At 73.4% G+C, this 16,702-nt stretch carries 17 protein-coding genes and 1 riboswitch; of the genes, 7 read left to right on the forward strand and 10 right to left on the reverse strand.

What is annotated here, in order from left to right:
- Positions 1-2 precede the first annotated feature (2 nt).
- From argJ to C1729_RS04530, 7 genes are all read right to left on the reverse strand, one after another.
- Positions 3-1,172, reverse strand: coding sequence for a bifunctional glutamate N-acetyltransferase/amino-acid acetyltransferase ArgJ (argJ, locus tag C1729_RS04500; protein WP_102508883.1), 1,170 nt, complete (start codon positions 1,170-1,172; stop codon positions 3-5).
- Entirely contained in the window at positions 1,169-2,218 is a 1,050-nt protein-coding gene (argC, locus tag C1729_RS04505) for an N-acetyl-gamma-glutamyl-phosphate reductase (RefSeq protein WP_207204561.1), read from the reverse strand. Before argC ends, argJ begins: the two co-directional genes overlap by 4 nt.
- 90 nt (positions 2,219-2,308) lie before the next feature.
- Positions 2,309-2,878 carry a Dps family protein gene (locus C1729_RS04510; RefSeq protein WP_102508885.1) on the reverse strand — a complete coding sequence of 190 codons (570 nt, stop codon included), beginning with the start codon at positions 2,876-2,878 and terminating at the stop codon, positions 2,309-2,311.
- A 167-nt stretch (positions 2,879-3,045) separates the two neighbouring features.
- Entirely contained in the window at positions 3,046-3,819 is a 774-nt protein-coding gene (locus tag C1729_RS04515) for an ABC transporter ATP-binding protein (protein WP_102508886.1), read from the reverse strand.
- Entirely contained in the window at positions 3,803-4,816 is a 1,014-nt protein-coding gene (locus tag C1729_RS04520; protein ID WP_102508887.1) for an ABC transporter substrate-binding protein, read from the reverse strand. Before C1729_RS04520 ends, C1729_RS04515 begins: the two co-directional genes overlap by 17 nt.
- Before the next feature lie 39 nt (positions 4,817-4,855).
- Entirely contained in the window at positions 4,856-5,614 is a 759-nt protein-coding gene (locus tag C1729_RS04525) for an ABC transporter permease (protein WP_102508888.1), read from the reverse strand.
- Positions 5,611-5,904, reverse strand: coding sequence for a thiamine-binding protein (locus C1729_RS04530; protein ID WP_102508889.1), 294 nt, complete (start codon positions 5,902-5,904; stop codon positions 5,611-5,613). The genes C1729_RS04525 and C1729_RS04530 overlap by 4 nt, the downstream gene beginning before the upstream one ends.
- Before the next feature lie 123 nt (positions 5,905-6,027).
- Positions 6,028-6,148, reverse strand: a riboswitch (TPP riboswitch).
- 118 nt (positions 6,149-6,266) lie between these two features.
- On the opposite strand from C1729_RS04530, the gene C1729_RS04535 reads away from it, so the two are divergent.
- From C1729_RS04535 to C1729_RS04565, 7 genes are all read left to right on the forward strand, one after another.
- Positions 6,267-7,262, forward strand: coding sequence for a quinone oxidoreductase family protein (locus C1729_RS04535; protein WP_102508890.1), 996 nt, complete (start codon positions 6,267-6,269; stop codon positions 7,260-7,262).
- A gap of 22 nt (positions 7,263-7,284) precedes the next feature.
- Positions 7,285-7,644, forward strand: coding sequence for a nucleotide pyrophosphohydrolase (locus C1729_RS04540; RefSeq protein ID WP_102508891.1), 360 nt, complete (start codon positions 7,285-7,287; stop codon positions 7,642-7,644).
- 58 nt (positions 7,645-7,702) lie between these two features.
- Positions 7,703-8,509 carry a GTP pyrophosphokinase gene (locus C1729_RS04545; protein ID WP_102508892.1) on the forward strand — a complete coding sequence of 269 codons (807 nt, stop codon included), beginning with the start codon at positions 7,703-7,705 and terminating at the stop codon, positions 8,507-8,509.
- 61 nt (positions 8,510-8,570) lie between these two features.
- Positions 8,571-8,792, forward strand: a complete 222-nt coding sequence (locus tag C1729_RS04550) for a ferrous iron transport protein A (RefSeq protein ID WP_102508893.1) — start codon at positions 8,571-8,573, stop codon at positions 8,790-8,792.
- On the forward strand, positions 8,789-10,690 hold the full coding sequence (gene feoB / locus C1729_RS04555) for a ferrous iron transporter B (RefSeq protein ID WP_102508894.1): 1,902 nt from the start codon (positions 8,789-8,791) through the stop codon (positions 10,688-10,690). The genes C1729_RS04550 and feoB overlap by 4 nt, the downstream gene beginning before the upstream one ends.
- Entirely contained in the window at positions 10,687-10,908 is a 222-nt protein-coding gene (locus C1729_RS04560; RefSeq protein ID WP_102508895.1) for a hypothetical protein, read from the forward strand. The genes feoB and C1729_RS04560 overlap by 4 nt, the downstream gene beginning before the upstream one ends.
- Positions 10,909-11,002: 94 nt before the next feature.
- On the forward strand, positions 11,003-11,893 hold the full coding sequence (locus C1729_RS04565) for a VOC family protein (protein WP_102508896.1): 891 nt from the start codon (positions 11,003-11,005) through the stop codon (positions 11,891-11,893).
- Positions 11,894-11,954: 61 nt separating this feature from the next.
- On the opposite strand, the gene pheT is transcribed toward C1729_RS04565, so the two are convergent.
- The 3 genes from pheT to C1729_RS04580 all read right to left on the reverse strand — a co-directional run bounded on the left by pheT (position 11,955) and on the right by C1729_RS04580 (position 16,620).
- Positions 11,955-14,510 (reverse strand): phenylalanine--tRNA ligase subunit beta, encoded by a 2,556-nt coding sequence (gene pheT / locus C1729_RS04570; protein WP_102508897.1) that lies wholly within the window; start codon positions 14,508-14,510, stop codon positions 11,955-11,957.
- Positions 14,510-15,577: a phenylalanine--tRNA ligase subunit alpha gene (gene pheS, locus C1729_RS04575; protein ID WP_102508898.1), complete on the reverse strand. Its 1,068-nt coding sequence runs from the start codon at positions 15,575-15,577 to the stop codon at positions 14,510-14,512. The genes pheT and pheS overlap by 1 nt, the downstream gene beginning before the upstream one ends.
- A gap of 113 nt (positions 15,578-15,690) precedes the next feature.
- Complete coding sequence (locus tag C1729_RS04580) at positions 15,691-16,620, reverse strand: aldose 1-epimerase family protein (protein ID WP_102508899.1); 930 nt, start codon at positions 16,618-16,620, stop codon at positions 15,691-15,693.
- Between the last annotated feature and the right edge of the window lie 82 nt (positions 16,621-16,702).

Raw genomic sequence — 16,702 nt, forward strand, 5'->3', positions numbered from 1 at the left:
GCTCAGGTGGAGTACGCGCTGTTCTCGTGGACGTAGTCGTGCGTGAGGTCGTTCGTCCACACGGTCGCCTCGGCCGGACCCGCGTGGAGGTCGACGACGACGTGGACCTCGCGGTCCGCAGCGAGGTCGACGAGCGTGCGGTCCTCGCCGACGCCACCCGCGCGGCACACCTGGACGCCGTTGATCGAGACGTCGAGCGTCAGTGCGTCGAACGGGGCGACGGACTCCGGGACGGTGCCGACCGCGGCGAGGACGCGACCCCAGTTGGGGTCGTTGCCGAAGATCGCAGCCTTGAAGAGGTTCGAGCGCGTGACGGCGCGGGCGACGGCGACGGCCGCGTCCTCGCTCGTCGCGCCGACGACGCGCACAGAGATGTCGTGGCTCGCCCCCTCGGCGTCAGCGACGAGCTTGCGCGCGAGCTCCGCGCACACCGCGGTGAGCGCCTCGGTGAGTTCGGCGAGGCTCGCGGCGACGCCCGACGCGCCGCTCGCGAGGAGGACGACCGTGTCGTTCGTCGACATGCAGCCGTCGGAGTCGACGCGGTCGAAGGTCGTCGCCGTCGCCGCCCGCAGCGCGGCGTCCGCGGTGGCGGCGTCGACGACGGCGTCCGTCGTGATCGTGCAGAGCATCGTCGCGAGGCCCGGGGCGAGCATGCCCGCCCCCTTCGCCATGCCCCCGACCGTCCACGCGCCGCCGGCCCCCGTCGTGACGGCCGTCTTCGGCACCGTGTCCGTCGTCATGATCGCGATGGCCGCGTCGTCGCCGCCGTCGGTTGCCAGGCCCGACGCGGCCGCGTCGGCGCCCGCGAGAAGGACGTCCATGGGCAGGCGCTCGCCGATGAGGCCCGTCGAGCACACGACGACGTCGCCCGCGGACACGTCGAGCAGGCCCGCGACGTGCTCTGCCGTGCGATGCGTGTCCGCGAAGCCCTCGGGCCCCGTGCACGCGTTGGCACCGCCCGAGTTGAGGACGACGGCGCGGGCGCGGCCGTCCGCGACGACCTGGCGCGACCACACGACGGGCGCCGCGACGACACGGTTACTCGTGAAGACGCCGACCGCGACGTCGAGCGGGCCGTCGTTGACGACGAGGGCGAGGTCCGGCTTACCTGACCCCTTGAGCCCGGCGGTGACGCCGGCGGCACGGAAGCCCTGGGCGGAGGTGACGCTCACGGGGCGACTCCCTGGACGGTGAGGCCCAGGGTCTCGGGGAGGCCGAGGGCGAGGTTGATGGACTGGACGGCGGCGCCCGCGGTGCCCTTGACGAGGTTGTCGATCGCGGTGACGGTGACGACGCGACCCGCGCGGCGGTCGACTGCGACCTGGACGAGCGCGGTGTTCGCGCCGAGCGTCATCGCGGTCGACGGCCACGTGCCCTCGGGCAGGTGGTGGACGAACGGTTCGTCCGCGTAGGCGTCCGCCCAGGCCGCGCGGACCTGCGCGTCGGTGAGCGCAGGGTCGACGAGGCGGGCCGTCGCGGTCGCGAGGATGCCGCGTGCCATCGGCACGAGCGTCGGGGTGAACGAGATCGTCACGTCCGCGGCGCCAGCGGAGCGCAGGTTCTGCGCGATCTCGGGGATGTGGCGGTGTGTGCCGCCGACCGCGTACGGCGAGGCCGAGCCGAGAGCTTCCGACGCGAGCAGGTGCGTGCGCAGCGACTTGCCGGCGCCCGAGTAGCCGTTGGCGAGGACCGCGACGAGGTCGGTGGGCTCGACGATGCCCGCGGCGACGCCCGGCTGGAGACCGAGGGTGACGGCCGTGACGTTGCAGCCCGGGACGGCGATGCGACGCGCGCCGGCGAGGTGGGTGCGCTGGCGGCCGCCGCCCGCGGTGAGGAGCTCGGGCATGCCGTACGGCCACGTGCCCGCGTGCTCCGAGCCGTAGTAGTCCTGCCAGTCCTCGGCCGAGGCGAGGCGATGGTCGGCTCCGAGGTCGACGACGAGCGTCTCTGCGGGGAGCTGTGCTGCGATCTCGCCCGACGCCCCGTGGGGCAGTGCGAGGACGACGACGTCGTGCCCCGCGAGGGTCGCGGGCGTCGTCGGCTCGAGGATGCGGTCCGCGAGCGCGCGGACGTGCGGCTGGTGCTGGCCGAGCGGCTGACCCGCCGAGCTGTGGGCGGTGAGCGCGCCGATGCGGGCCTCGGGATGGTCGGCGAGGAGCCGGAGGACCTCGCCGCCGGCGTATCCGCTGGCGCCGGCGACGGCGACTGAGAACGTCATGCGCATCAACATACACGCTTACGCATAAACATGCACCGGCTGTCCGCGTGTCGCGGACAGCCGGTGCACCGAGGGAATCAACCGAGGGAATCAGAGGTGACGCGGCGTCCGCTTCTCGGCGCTCACGAACCATGCGTACTGCTCGAGCTGCTCGAGGACCCCGTGGAGGATGTCCGCGCTCGTCGGATCCTCCTCGTCGACATCGTCGTGCACCCGACGCACCGTCGACGTCGTCGCCTCGATCGCCGCCGTCACAAGATCGACGGCGTCCGACGTGCTCACCTCACCGCCCGGAAGCTCAGGGAGCGTCGTCGTCGCAGCCACCACGTCCGACCGGCCGTCCGGAACCGCGTGGAGGGCCCGCATCCGCTCCGCAACGGTGTCGCTCGCCTCCCGCGCGACCTCGACAATCTCGTCGAGGACCAAGTGCATGTCACGGAAGTTGGCACCCACGACGTTCCAGTGCACCTGCTTGCCCTGGAGGCTCAGCTCGACGAGGTCGACGAACACCTCCTGCAGATGGCCCGTGAGCTTCTCCGAGGCCCGGAACCCGGCCTCCGCGTTCTCGCGGCGCGTCCGGCGCGGCCCCGCGTCGGCCGCACCCTTCACCGTGGCCGCAGCAGCCTTCTTCGTCGCCGGCTTCTTGTTCGTCGTCGCCATGCCTCCTCCTTCGTCCGTCGTCGAGATGAGTGAGCGCGGCCGCCCCCGCCCCGCTGTCCGGGGAGATCCGGCGCTGCCGCACCCGTCCCTCCCGACGCTAGGCCTGCGGGATGAGCCCGGCAACCGGGCCGACCCCGCACCGCCCCATCCGCGTGCGCGCAGCGTGGTCACAGCGCAGCGAGCACCGTCCTCCGCGCGCTCCCCTCACCGAGCTCGGCGACGTCGACGACGGCCGACACCCCCGCAGGAGACCCGCCGAGCACGACGATCCGGTCCGCGAGCGTGAGCGCCTCCTCGACGTCGTGCGTGACAAGCACGACGGCCCGCGTCGGACCGAGCCCTCCTGTGCGCCGCTCCACGTCGAGCCACGCGCCCGTGCGGCGACGCGTGAGCGCGTCGAGCGCGCCGAACGGCTCGTCGAGCAGGAGCAGACGACGCCCCGCGAGCACCGTCCGGGCGACGGCGACCCGCTGCCGCATGCCGCCCGAGAGCTCGTGCGGCCACGCCCGCGACGACCCGCCGAGGCCGAAGCGCACGAGCAGCGCCGTCGCGGCCTCCCGCCGCTCGCGGCGCGGCAGGCCGCGCACCTCGCCGCCGAGAACGACGTTGCCGAGTGCACGACGCCACGGCAGCAGCGCGTCGTGCTGCGGCATCCACGCGACGTCCCTCCGCCCCGCGTCCCACGGGACCCGGACCTCCTCCGCGACGACACGTGCAGCACGCGGCTCGAGGCCCGCGAGCACCCGCAGGAGCGTCGACTTGCCGCAGCCCGACGCACCGAGGACCGCGACGAGCTCGCCGTCGTCCACGGTGAGGTCGACACCGCGGAGCACGTCGCGACCTCCGAACGCCACCGTGAGCCCGCGGACCTCGACGAGCGGCGCACCCGCACCACCCGCCGCCCCGGCACGCGCCGGGCGGACGTCAGTCGAGGAGCTCATCGGTCCACGCCGCGTCCGTGTCGAACCCGTCCGCGACGAGGTCGTGGTCCTCGAGGAACGCGACGAACGCGTCCCACGTCGCCTTCTCCTGACGGCCCCACTCCTCCGCGGACGGCGCGAAGTGCTCCGCGAGGTAGCGGGCGCTCGGCTCGACGAGCGCCCGGTCGAGCTCGGGCGCCCGCGCGAGCAGCGCGTCCGCCGCCGCCTGCGGGTCGGCCATCGACGCCCGGTAGCCGCGGGCGAGCACGTCGAGCGTGTCGTCAAGCAGGGCCCGGTCCGTCGTGAGCCGCGCACCCTGCACCGCGAGGAGCGGCGTGTACCAGTCGGGAATGCAGCTCGTGTGCTCGGCGAACGGGATCGTCGTGACGTCGAGACCGTCGACCTCACGCATGCGGATCGTGTCCCACGCGTCGAACACCCACGTCGTGTCGTAGAAGTCCTGCTCGAGGTCCGAGCGCGCGTCGTTGCTCACCATGGGGACACGCTCGACCTTGCCGGGGTCGCCGCCGTCGCAGCGCACGAGCTCGTCGATGAGCGCGTTCTCGAGCTGGCCGCCGTAGCCGCCGTACCGCTTGCCCTCGAGGTCCTTGGGCCGCGTGATGCCGTCGGAGCCGAGCGCGAGCAGGCTCGACGTGTTCGAGCGGATGACGGTCGCAACCGCGACAACGTCCGCGCCCTTCTCGCGGGCCGGGACGAGCGCCTCCGCGACGGAGAAGACGATGTCGGCGTTGCCCGTCGCCACGAGCTGGAGGCCCGAGGCCTCCCCCGGCTCGACGATCTGCGGGTCGAGACCCTTCTCGGCGAACCAGCCGTTCTCGAGCGCGAGGTAGAGGCCGAGGTGGTTGGTGTTGGGCGTCCAGTCGAGGACGATGCGCACCGGTCGCAGTCCCGCGTCGTGGTCGGCGCGCGCGTCGGTCGCGCAGCCGGCGGGCACCGCGAGCGCGAGGGCTGCGAGGGCGGCCGCAAGGGTGCGGCGCACAGGGTTCGTCGTGGTCATGTGGTTCTCCTGGTGGGGTCGGTGGGGTTGGTCGGCGCCTCAGCGCCGCTGCCACGGCAGCGCGCCGCGGCACACGAGGTCGACGACGACGTAGACGAGCGCCGTGAGGACCGAGACCGCGGCGATCGCGACGAGCACGAGCTCGACGTCGTAGGACTTGCGGGCACGCTGGACGACGACGCCGAGCCCACTCGACGCCGCGAGGTACTCCGCGACGACGGCCGCGCCGATCGCGTACGTCGCCGCGACCCGCAGACCTGCGAGCGCGCCGGGCAGGGCCGCAGGGACGCGGACGACGACGAGCGTGCGCAGGCGCCCGCCGCCGAGCCCGCGGACCATGTCCGCGAGCGCACCGTCGGCCTCGCGCATCGCTGCCGTCGCCGAGACGAGCACGGGGAAGAACACCGTGAGCGCGACGACGACGACCTTGGGTGCGAGGCCGAAGCCCATCCACAGGACGAGCAGCGGCGCGAGGACGATCGACGGGATCGTCTGCGTGACGGTGACGAGGGGGCCGACGGCGCGCGACAGCCACGTCGACGCGGCCGTCGCGACCGCGAGGAGGCCACCCGCGGCGACGCCGACGAGGAGGCCCAGGCCGGCCTCCGTGAGGGTCGTCGCCACGTGCGGGACGAGCGTCGGCGCGGCCTCGACGGCGCGCGTGGCGACGTCGGACGGCGCGGGCAGGACGAACGCGGGCAGCACGCCCGAGCGCGCCGCGCGCTCCCACACGAGCAGGAGCGCGGCGGCGAGCAGGGCGGGCGGCCACACGGCGTGGAAGGCCGCCCGTGCCCTCACGGGCGGTGCTTCGTCACGAGGTCGGCGATGCGCGGGCCACGGTCGCCCGCGGCGCCCGCGACCTTGATGTGGCTGATGACGCTCGCAGCGCCGTCGGCGAGGACGGCCTCGTGCGCGGCGCGCAGGACGGACCAGATCTCGTCGGGCGTGCCTTCGAGCGTCGTGCCCATGGCGACGACCTCGCTCACGAGGCCGGACGCCTTGATGACCGCGATCGCGGCGTCGACGTGGGGGTAGGGGACGGCGGTCGGGTCCGCGGGGCGGGGTGCGACCTGGATCTCGGCGATCATGGGGACTCCTCGGTTCGAGGGTCGTGCCGCGGGAGGTGCGCGTACGCGCACGAACGACCCGGCGCGTGGCGTCCGGGGGCGTGCGTCGCCCCGGGGCGCGCACGGCAAGGATCGGGGCACCGCTGAGGGCGACCCCACGCTCCCTCCGCTGGCATGACCCAGTTCAGGTTCGCGGGTCGGCGGCTCGGGCACGTGGCCCATCCGCCCTCTCAGCTCGGTGTACCGAGCTCCCCGGCGTGTGACGTCCTCACGGTATCCGGACATGGGACGAACCGCCGTTCGACGGCGCAGCCGTCCCACCTGTCGGTCATCCCGCGGACGCGTTGCTCGCCGCCCGGGGCCGACGGTGGTTGGGTGGACGGGTGAGAGCGATCCAGGCAGCACGCCCCGGCGGTCCCGACGTCCTCGAGGTCGTCGACCTCCCCGCCCCTGTCCCCGGACCGGGCGAGGTCCTTGTCGACGTCGCCGTCGCCGGCGTGAACTTCATCGACACCTACCGGCGCGGCGGCGTCTACCCGCAGTCGTTCCCCCACGTCCCCGGTGTCGAGGGCGCAGGAGTCGTGCGCGCGCTCGGCGACGACGTCGCGGGCGTCGCGGTCGGCGACAGGGTCGCGTGGTTCGACGCCCCCGGCTCGTACGCCGAGCAGGTCGTCGTCCCGGCCGACCGCACGCTCGCGGTGCCCGACGGCATCGACCTGCCGACCGCTGCGGCGCTCGCCCTCCAGGGGCTCACCGCGCACTACCTCGTCGACTCGAGCTTTCCCGTCGGCCCAGGACACGACGTCCTCGTCCACGCCGGTGCGGGCGGCGTCGGCCTGCTCCTCACCCAACTCGCGGTCGCGCGGGGCGGCCGCGTCGTCTCGACCGTCTCCTCTGACGCGAAGGCCGCGCTCGCGCGCGACGCCGGAGCAGCCGAGGCCCTCCGCTACGACCTCCTCGACGACCTCACGACCGAGCTCCCGAGCCTCGTGCGCGACCTCGTGCCCGAGGGCGTCGCCGCCGTCTACGACGGCGTCGGGCGGACGACGTTCGACGCCTCGCTCGCCTGTCTCGCCGTGCGCGGCACCCTCGTGCTCTTCGGCGGGTCCTCCGGTCAGGTCCCGCCGTTCGACCTCCAACGTCTCAACACGGGCGGTTCGCTGTTCGTCACGCGGCCGACGCTCGCGCACCACGTGCGCACGCGCGGCGAGCTGCTCGAGAGGTCCGACGAGCTCTTCCGCCTCGCACGCATCGGTGCGTTGCGCGCCCGCATCGGTCTCACCGTGCCGCTCGAGGACGCCGCATCCGCGCACGCGGCGCTCGAGGGTCGGCGCACGACCGGCAAGGTACTGCTCGAGGTGAGGCCGGACCTCGCGTGAGTACGGTGACTACGTTGACTCCATGAGCGACTTCAACGACCTCGTGGCCGACGTCCGCGCCTTCTCCGAGGAACGCGGCTGGCCTGCTGTCCAGAGCCCCAAGAACCTCGCCATGGCGATCACGGGCGAGGCTGGCGAGCTCGCGGCCGAGCTCCAGTGGCTCGGCTCGGAGGAGTCCCGGACCGCCGTCCGGGACGACGACTCGCTCCGTGAGCGCGTCGCCATGGAGATGGCCGACGTCGTCATCTACCCCGCCCGCCTCGCTGACGTCGCGGGTGTCGACCTCATGGACGCCGCGCGCCGCAAGCTCGCGCGCAACCATGAGCGCTTCCCCGTCGGGACGTCGCTGCGGCTGCGCAGCGACCGTCCCGCGGCGCCGTGAGCACCCGCTCCCCGGAACCTCCCGGGTTCCTCCCAGCCGCGGCCCCTACGCTGGGGGCATGACCGCGCTCCCCGGACCTCACGGCGACCTCGCGCAGCTCCTCCCGGACGACGAGACACTCGCCCGCGTGTTCGAGCTCCGCACCGAGTTCACGGCGTTCATGCTCCAGTACAAGTTCGCCATCGACGAGGTCCTCACGAAGGTCTCGATCCTCCGCGACGAGTTCACGCACCTCCACCACGAGAACCCCATCGAGCACGTCACCTCGCGGCTCAAGTCGCCCGAGTCCGTCCTCGACAAGGTCGAGCGCAAGGACGTCACGCCGGACTTCGACGCGATCCGGTCCTCGATCCTCGACATCGCGGGCGTGCGCATCATCTGCTCGTTCGTCCCCGACATCTACACGGTGCTCGAGGCGTTGCGCCGGCAGGACGACCTCACGGTGCTCGCCGTCAAGGACTACATCGCCGAGCCGAAGCCCAACGGCTACCGCTCGCTCCACCTCATCGTCTCGGTGCCGGTCTTCCTCTCGTCGGGCACCGTCCCCGTCACCGTCGAGATCCAGATCCGGACGAGCGCGATGGACTTCTGGGCGTCGCTCGAGCACAAGATCTACTACAAGTACGACCGGCAGGTGCCCGCCGAGATCGTCGACCGGCTTCGGCAGTCCGCGCTCGTCGCCGCCGAGCTCGACGCGACGATGACGGACCTCCGCGACCAGGTCCAGGCGCTCGACGACCGCCACGCGCCGACCTCCGCGCAGAGCGGCACGACGTTGCCCGGCGCGATCCCCGCGGACGCCGCGATCGTCCCGCAGCCCTCACTCCTCGAGCGTCTTCTCACGATGCGGTCCCGGCGGGACTGACCGCTCAACCCGGGACTTCGGTCCCATGAGGTGAGCCTCACCTCATCCGTAGCGTCGGGGTATGAACCTCACGCTGCTCCCCGTCGGGCTCGACGCCGTCGTCGCACGCGTCGACGTCGACGGGCCTCTCGGCGCGCGGCCCGCGGAGCTCGGGCTGCGCCCCGGGGCGCGCGTCCGGCCGACGCACGCGGCGGCCGCCGGCGCGCGCGTCGTCGCGCTCGGCGCGGACCGCATCGCGCTCGACCGTGCCACGTGCGACCGCGTGCAGATCACGCTGCCGTGACCGCGGGCTGCCACGAGTCCCCCAGGACCGGCGGGGCGGCGCTGGCCGGCGCACCGGTCGTCGTCCTCCTCGGCAACCCCAACGCGGGAAAGTCGACGCTCTTCAACAGTGCGACCGGTGCGCGGCAGCACGTCGTCAACGCGCCCGGCACGACCGTCGAGGTCGCCGAGGGCACGTGGCGCACGCCGCACGGCACCGTGCGGCTCGTCGACACGCCCGGCACGTACTCGCTCGTCGCGCGCTCCCCCGACGAACTGGTCGCCGCGCGCGCCGCGACCGGGGCCGACGGCGGCGCGCCCGACGTGGTCGTCGTCGTCGCCGACGCAACGACGCTGCCGCGCGCGCTCGTCCTCCTCGGTCAGGTCCTCGCCCCCGGGGCGCTCGACGGCACGACGCGGGTCGTCGTCGCCCTCACGATGCTCGACGCCGCCCGCGCGCACGGCGTCACGCTCGACGCGGCGACGCTCTCCGACACGCTGGGCCTGCCCGTCGTCGGCGTCGACCCGCGCTCGGGCGCGGGTCTCGACACCCTCGCGGACATGCTCGTCGCCGACGCTCCCGGCACGGCCGGTCCCCGGCCCGCATCGGACGACGCTGCCGACGTGTTCGCGTGGACCGCGCCGGTTCTCGACGCCCTCGGCGACGCGACCGCTCCCCGCGTCCGGACGACGCTGTCCGACCGCGTCGACGCCGCGCTGCTGCGCCCGTGGGTCGGGCTGCCCGTCTTCGGCCTCGTCATGTGGGCGCTGCTGTGGCTCGCGACGACCGCGACCGCGCCCGTCATGGACGGCGTCGGCCGGCTCGTGGCGTGGCTCGGCGAGCTCGTGCGACCCGCGGTGCCGGGACCGGCGTGGGTCGGCGGGCTCCTCGTCGACGGTGTCCTCCAGGGTGTCGGCACTGTCCTGTCGTTCCTGCCCTTGCTGGCCATCGTCTTCGGTGCGATCGCTGTGCTCGAGGACTCGGGCTACCTCGCGCGCGTCGCGGTCGTCACCGACAGGGCCGTGCGCAGGCTCGGCCTCGACGGGCGTGCCGTGCTCCCGCTCGTCCTCGGCTTCGGCTGCAACGTCCCCGCGCTCACCGCGACCCGCACGCTGCCCGACGCCCGTGCGCGCCTGCTCGTCGGGCTCGTCATCCCGTGGACGACGTGCCCGGCACGCCTCACCGTCTACCTGCTCGTCGCGACCGCGGTCGTGCCCGAGCACGCCGCGACCGTCGTCGCGGCCGCCTACCTCGCGAGCGTCGTCCTCGTCGTCGGTGGGGCCTGGGTGCTGCGACGCACGCTCGTCCGCGACCTCGTGCCCGAGGGGCTCGTCCTCGCGCTGCCCGCCTACCACCGGCCCGGGCTGCGGGCGACGGCCCGCTCGGTCGGCGCACGCTGCGCCTCGTTCGTGAGGCGCGCCGGCACGGTCATCGTCGCGACGCTCGTCGTCCTCTGGGTGCTGCTCGCGGTGCCGACGACCGGGTCCCACGCTGTCGGCGACGTCCCGGTCGCCGACAGCGCGTACGGAGCGGTCGCGCACGGCCTCGCACCCGCGCTCGCACCCGCGGGCCTCGACGACTGGCACGTCGCTGGAGCGCTCGTCACGGGGGTCGTTGCCAAGGAGGTCGTCGTCGGGGCCCTCGCCCAGGCGTACGCGGTCGACGAGCCCGCTGGCGCGGGTCCGAGCACGCTCACCGAGCACCTGCGCGCGTCCCTCGATGTCTCGTCGGGCGGAGCGGCGACCGCCGCGGGGCTTGCGCTCGTCGCGTTCGTCCTCGCGTACACGCCGTGCATCGCGACGATCGGCGAGCAACGCAGGCTCTTCGGCACGCGCGTCGCCGTGCTCGCGGCCCTCGGCCAGCTCACGGTCGCGTGGACGCTCGCGGTCCTCGTCTTCCAGGTCGGACGGTTGCTGTGACCGTGCTCGACGACGTCCTCACGCTCGCGCGCGACGGTCTCACCCCGCTGCGGACCGCCGAACGCCTCGGCGTGCCCCTCGGCCTCGTCGAGGCTGCGCTCGACCACTGGGAGCGCACCGGTGCGCTCCGGTCCGCGACGGCCGCGTGCCAGACGTGCGGGACCGTCGTCACACCCGCGTGCGCGACGTGCCCGATCGCGTCGCTGCGGTCCCGCTAAGCCGCGCCCGCGTCTGGGTGCCCCCCCGGTGGTGGCCTCGAGCGCACGGACCGACACTCGAAGGACGACCCACCCGTCGACCGCGAAGGACCCCATGCGCACGTTGACACCTCACATCTGGTTCGCCGGCGACGCTGAGGACGGCGCAGCGCTCTACGCCCGCGCCCTCCCGGCGACGAGCATCACCCGCACCGATCGCTACCCCACCGAGGGCCTTCTCCCGTTCCAGGAGCCGCTCGCCGGCAAGGTCCTCACGATCCAGCTCGAGGGTCCCGGCTGCGACCTCGTCCTCATCAACGCGGGCCCGGAGTTCCGGCCGACCCCCGCGTCCTCCTTCACCGTGACGTTCGGCGCGGCCGACGACACCGACGCCGTCGCCGCGCTCGACACGGCCGCGACCGCGCTCGCCGACGGCGGACGCGTCCTCATGCCGCTCCAGCAGTACCCGTTCAGCGACCGCTACACGTGGGTCGAGGACCGTTACGGCGTCTCGTGGCAGCTCACGGTCGCGTTCCCCGACGCGCCTGCCGAGCCGTCGATCGTGCCGACGCTCCTGTTCGGCGGCCCGGCGCAGGACCGCGCGGCCGAGGCCATCGCCGAGTGGACCGGACTCATCCCCAACTCCGAGGTCGTCCGCACCGTCCCGTACGACGAGGCGACGGGGCCCGCAGCCGCAGGCGCCGTAATGTTCGCGGAGATCCGGCTCGCCGACCAACGCGTCTACGTCATGGACGCGGGCTCGCCCCAGGACACGACGTTCACCCCGGCCGTCTCCTACCAGCTCGCGTGCCCCGACCAGGCCGAGATCGACCGCGTGTGGGCCACGCTCTCGACCGTCCCCGAGGCCGCGCAGTGCGGCTGGTGCGTCGACGAGTTCGGTGTCTCGTGGCAGATCGTCCCGGAGAACATGGACGAGCTCATGGCCCGCCCGCACGCGTTCGAGCACATGTTGGAGATGACAAAGATCGTCATCGACGACTTCTGAGGTTCACGGCGCGGACGAAGGCCCCGGTCTCCCGGGGCCTTCGCCGCGCGTGGAGCGTGGGTCAGCGCAGCTGGGCGCCGAGCTCCTTCGCGGCGCGCTTGACGACACGGCCGCGGACCTCGGCGGTCTGCTCGGCCGTGAGCGTCGCGGTCGCGCCGCGCAGCCGCAGCGCGACCGCGACGGACTTGCGGCCCTCGCCGACCTGCTCGCCCGTGAAGACGTCGAAGACACGGACGTCCTCGGCGAGCTCGCCCGCAGCGCCCGCGACGACCGCTCGCAGCGCGTCGGCCGGCACCGCGGCGTCGACGACGAACGCGAAGTCCTCCTTCGCAGGCGGGAACGTCGAGACCGGCGTGGCCTGGACGGGCCCGGTCTCGCTCGCTGCCACAACAGCGTCGAGGTCGAGCTCGAACGCCGACGCGCGCGCGGGCAGGTCGAGGCGCTCGAGCACCTGCGGGTGAAGCTCACCGGCCCAGCCGACGACCTCCCCCGAGGGGAGGCTCAGGCGCGCGCAGCGGCCCGGGTGCCAGGGCATGCGCTCGGCGTCGTTCGTCGCAACGAGCTCGACGCCCAGCGTGCGCCCGACGAGGCGCGCGGCCTCGAGAGCGTCCTCCCAGCCGGCGGCGCGGCCCGCGCCCCACCAGCCGGCACGCTCACGCGCGCCGACGAGGACACCGGCGACGTGGCGCGGCTGGTCCGGGACCGCCGCAGCGAGCTGCGCGAGCTCGTCGTCGGACGGGCGACGCCCGCCCGGCAGCTGCGGCGCTGCAGGAGCACCCTCGCGCGGCAGCGTGACGAGACCCGTCTCGCTCACCGCAAAGTCCGTGAAGCCGCGGCCGACGTTGCGACGCACCGTGCCGAGAAGCGTCGTCAACAGGTTCGTGCGTAGCTCGGGCGCCTCGTCGGACATCGGGTTCGCGAGGCGCAGGGCGCGCCGACGCTCGTCATCCGCAGGCAGGCCGAGCGCGTCGTGCTGCGCCACACCGACGAACGGGTACGAGAGCGTCTCGACGAAGCCAGCCTCGGCGAGCGCACGCGCGACCGAACGTCGCGCACGCTGCGAGTACGTGAGGCCCGTGCCGCCAGGGGCGGTCGGCAGGACGGGCTCGATCGCGTCGTAACCATCGATGCGCGCGACCTCCTCGACGAGGTGCTCCGGACCCGTGAGGTCCGGCCGCCACGTCGGAGGCGTCACCGTGACCGTGTCGCCCTCGCCCGCGGTGAGCGTGCAGCCGATCTGCTCGAGGATCTCCGCGATCCGCTCGCGCGGGTGCTCGACGCCCGTGAGGCGCTCCGTCTCCGACCACGCGAACACGATGGGCGTCGGCGCGACCGTGGCATCGAGGTCCGAGACCGCGGCGTCAGCGGTGCCACCACCGTGCTCGACGAGCAGGTCGACGACGCGCTGCGCCGCGACGGGCGGGAGCATCGGATCGACGCCACGCTCGAAGCGCTTCGCAGCCTCCGACGGGATCTTGTGGCGGCGCGCGGAACGCGCCACCGTCACCGGGTCGAAGTGCGCGGCCTCGACGAGCACGTCGGTCGTCGTCGCCGACACCTCCGAGACCTGCCCGCCCATGACGCCCGCGATCCCCTGGACGCGCGAGGCGCGCGCGCCGTCGGGCGAGTCGGTGATGAGGAGGTCCTCGGCCGTGAGCGTCCGCGTGACGTCGTCGAGCGTCGTGAAGGTCTCCCCCGCGACCGCGCGACGCACGACGATCGGCGCCGCGACCTTCGCGAGGTCGTAGGCGTGCAGGGGCTGGCCGAGGTCGAGCATGACGTAGTTCGTCACGTCGACCGCGAGCGCGATCGGGCGCATGCCCGCCTGCGTGAGTCGCTTCTTCATCCACGCCGGGGTCTCGGCGCTCGGGTCGATGCCGCGCACGATGCGCGTGACGAAGCGGTCGCAGCCCACCTGGCCGTGGATCGGTGCGGCGTCGTCGACCTCGACCGCAAAGCCGTCGGCCGTCGCGGCCGGGGTCTCGACGAGGCCGCGGTCCGTGAACGCGGCACCCGTCGAGTGGGAGTATTCGCGGGCGACGCCTCGCATCGAGAAGCAGTAGCCGCGGTCCGGCGTGACGTTGATCTCGAGGACCTGCTCGCCGAGCCCGAGCAGCTCGACCGCGTCCGTCCCGTTCGGCTGCCCGGTGAACCCGAGCCGGTCGAGGACGATGATGCCGTCGTGGTCCTCGCCGAGGCCGAGCTCGCGCTGCGAGCAGATCATGCCGTCGGACACGTGCCCATACGTCTTGCGCGACGCGATCGCGAACGGCCCGGGCAGCACCGCACCCGGCAGCGCGACGACGACGCGGTCGCCCTCGACGAAGTTATGCGCGCCGCACACGATGCCGCGCGGCAGCGTCGGCTGCCCGGCCTCGTCGAGCGCGTTGTGCGCGCCGACGTCGACCTGGCACCAGTTGATCGTCTTGCCGTTCTTCTGCTCCTCCTTGACGAGGGAGACGACCGTGCCGACGACGAGCGGACCCGTGACGGCGGGGCCGTGCACGGCCTCCTCCTCAAGCCCGACGCGGACGAGGTCGGCAGCCAGCTGCTCGGCCGTAAGACCTGCGGGGAGCTCGACGTGCTCGCCGAGCCAGCCCAGTGCGATGTTCGGCATCAGAACCCCATTCCGAACTGACGGGAGAAGCGGACGTCGCCCTCGATGATGTCGTGCATGTCGGTGATCGCGTGGCGGAGCATGAGCGTGCGCTCGAGCCCCATGCCGAACGCGAAGCCCGTGTACTCGTCAGGGTCGATGCCCGCGGTGCGCAGGACGTTGGGGTTGACCATGCCGCAGCCGCCCCACTCGATCCAGCCCGCGCCGCCCTTCTTCTGCGGGAACCACAGGTCCATCTCCGCCGACGGCTCCGTGAACGGGAAGAAGCTCGGGCGCAGGCGCGTGCGCGCCTCAGGTCCGAACATCGCGCGCGCGAACGCGTCGAGCGTGCCCTTGAGGTGCGCCATCGTCAGGCCCTTGTCGACCGCGAGCCCCTCGACCTGGTGGAAGACCGGCGTGTGCGTCGCGTCGAGCTCGTCCGTGCGGAACGTCTTGCCTGGGCACGCGATGTAGATGGGCACGTCACGCGAGAGCATCGTGCGCGCCTGGACGGGCGACGTGTGCGTGCGCAGGACGAGGCCCGACGCCTCGGCGCCCGCGGGCGGCTCGATGAAGAACGTGTCCTGCATCTGGCGTGCCGGATGGTCGACGCCAAAGTTCAGCGCGTCGAAGTTGAACCACTCGGCCTCGACCTCGGGACCCTCGGCGATCTCCCAGCCCATGCCGACGAAGAAGTCGCCAACCTGCTCCTGGAGGAGCTCGAGCGGGTGCCGTGCGCCGGCCTGGACGCGGTCCGTCGGCAGCGTGACGTCGACCGCCTCCGTGACGAGGACGCGCGCGGCACGCTCGGCCTCGAGCACCTCGGTTCGCGCGGCGAGCGCCTGGTTGAGCCGGCCGCGTGCAGGGCCGAGGAGCTTGCCGGCCGTCGCCTTGTCCGGGCCAGCGAGCTGACCGATGGCGCGGTTCGCGAGCGCGAGCGGGCTGCGGTCGCCCGCGTGGGCGAGGCGGACGTCCTTGAGGGCGTCGAGGTCAGGTGCCTCGGCGACTGCGGCGAGCGCGGCGGCGAGGGCCGCCTCGACGCCTGCGGCGTCAAGAGGCGACAGGGGCGACGTGTCGGAGGTGGACATCCAGACCTTCCAGGGACGAACGGACGGCCGGACGCCAAGTTACGGCCCGGCCACCCGGACAGTCTAGTGACCGCGGACGGCCGCTCGTGCGGCCGTCCGCGCGCACACGACGCTCAGAGCGCCGCGATCCCCCACGTCACCGTGTGCGACGCGCCAGGCTTGAGGACGACGAGGTCTGTGCCGTCGTTGAACGCGCCCGGAGGGCACGTCATCGGCTCGACCGCGAGACCTGCACGGAAGTCCCCGGGGGCGAGATCGAGCCCCGCTGGCGTGTGGATCTGGACCCACGGGCTCGCCGCGTCGAACGTCATGACGACGCCCGTGCCCTCGGGGGCGCGCACCTCGACACGCGCGATCCCGTCCGCGCCGCGGGCCAGGCCGGTGTAGGCGTGGTCGATGAACGTCTCGCCGAGTGTCCGCTCCTCGCGGAAGTCGAGCGCGCCGCCGTCGTACGCCTCGACGTCCCGCACCGCGACCGGCACGAGCCGGTCGGGCGTCACCTCGAGCACCCGCGACGCCGGGAGCGTGAGGGCCCAGTCCCTGAGCGTGCCCTCGCCTGCGACGAGGTACGGGTGCGGGCCCGTGCCGTAAGGAGCGTCGCCGTCGCCGGTGTTCCTCGTCGTGATCGTCCACGCGAGGCCCGCGTCCGTGAGCGTGTACGTCGCGCGTGTGACGACGCGCCACGGGTAGCCGGCCTGCGGTGCGATCTCCGTCTCGAGCGTCACGGAGGACCCGGAACGCTCGACGAGCGTCCACACGGCCCAGACGGCAAGCCCGTGGAGCGCGTGCGACCGCGCCGGCTCGGTGAGCGCGAGCTGGTGGGCGCGGCCACCGAACTCGTAGCGGCCGTCCGTCACACGGTTGGGCCACGGCGTGAGCACCGCGCCACGGTAGTGCGGGCGCACGTCGTCGGCGTCGAAGGGGACGACGAGCGCGCGGCCGTCGTGCTCGAGGACCCTGAGGGTCGCACCGACGTCGGCGACGACCGCGCGGTAGGGGCCGTGCTCGATCTCGTACTGCGTGCCGGAGGCTGGGATGTTCACGTTCCCACGATAGGCGGTCGGCACGTCCTCAACGCGCACCGACGGGCCCGGGTCGGACGGCCGCGCCCGATGGTGCCCGACG

Origin of the sequence: Sanguibacter massiliensis (assembly GCF_900240335.1) — a bacterium.
GTDB classification, from domain to species: Bacteria; Actinomycetota; Actinomycetes; order Actinomycetales; family Cellulomonadaceae; genus Flavimobilis; species Flavimobilis massiliensis.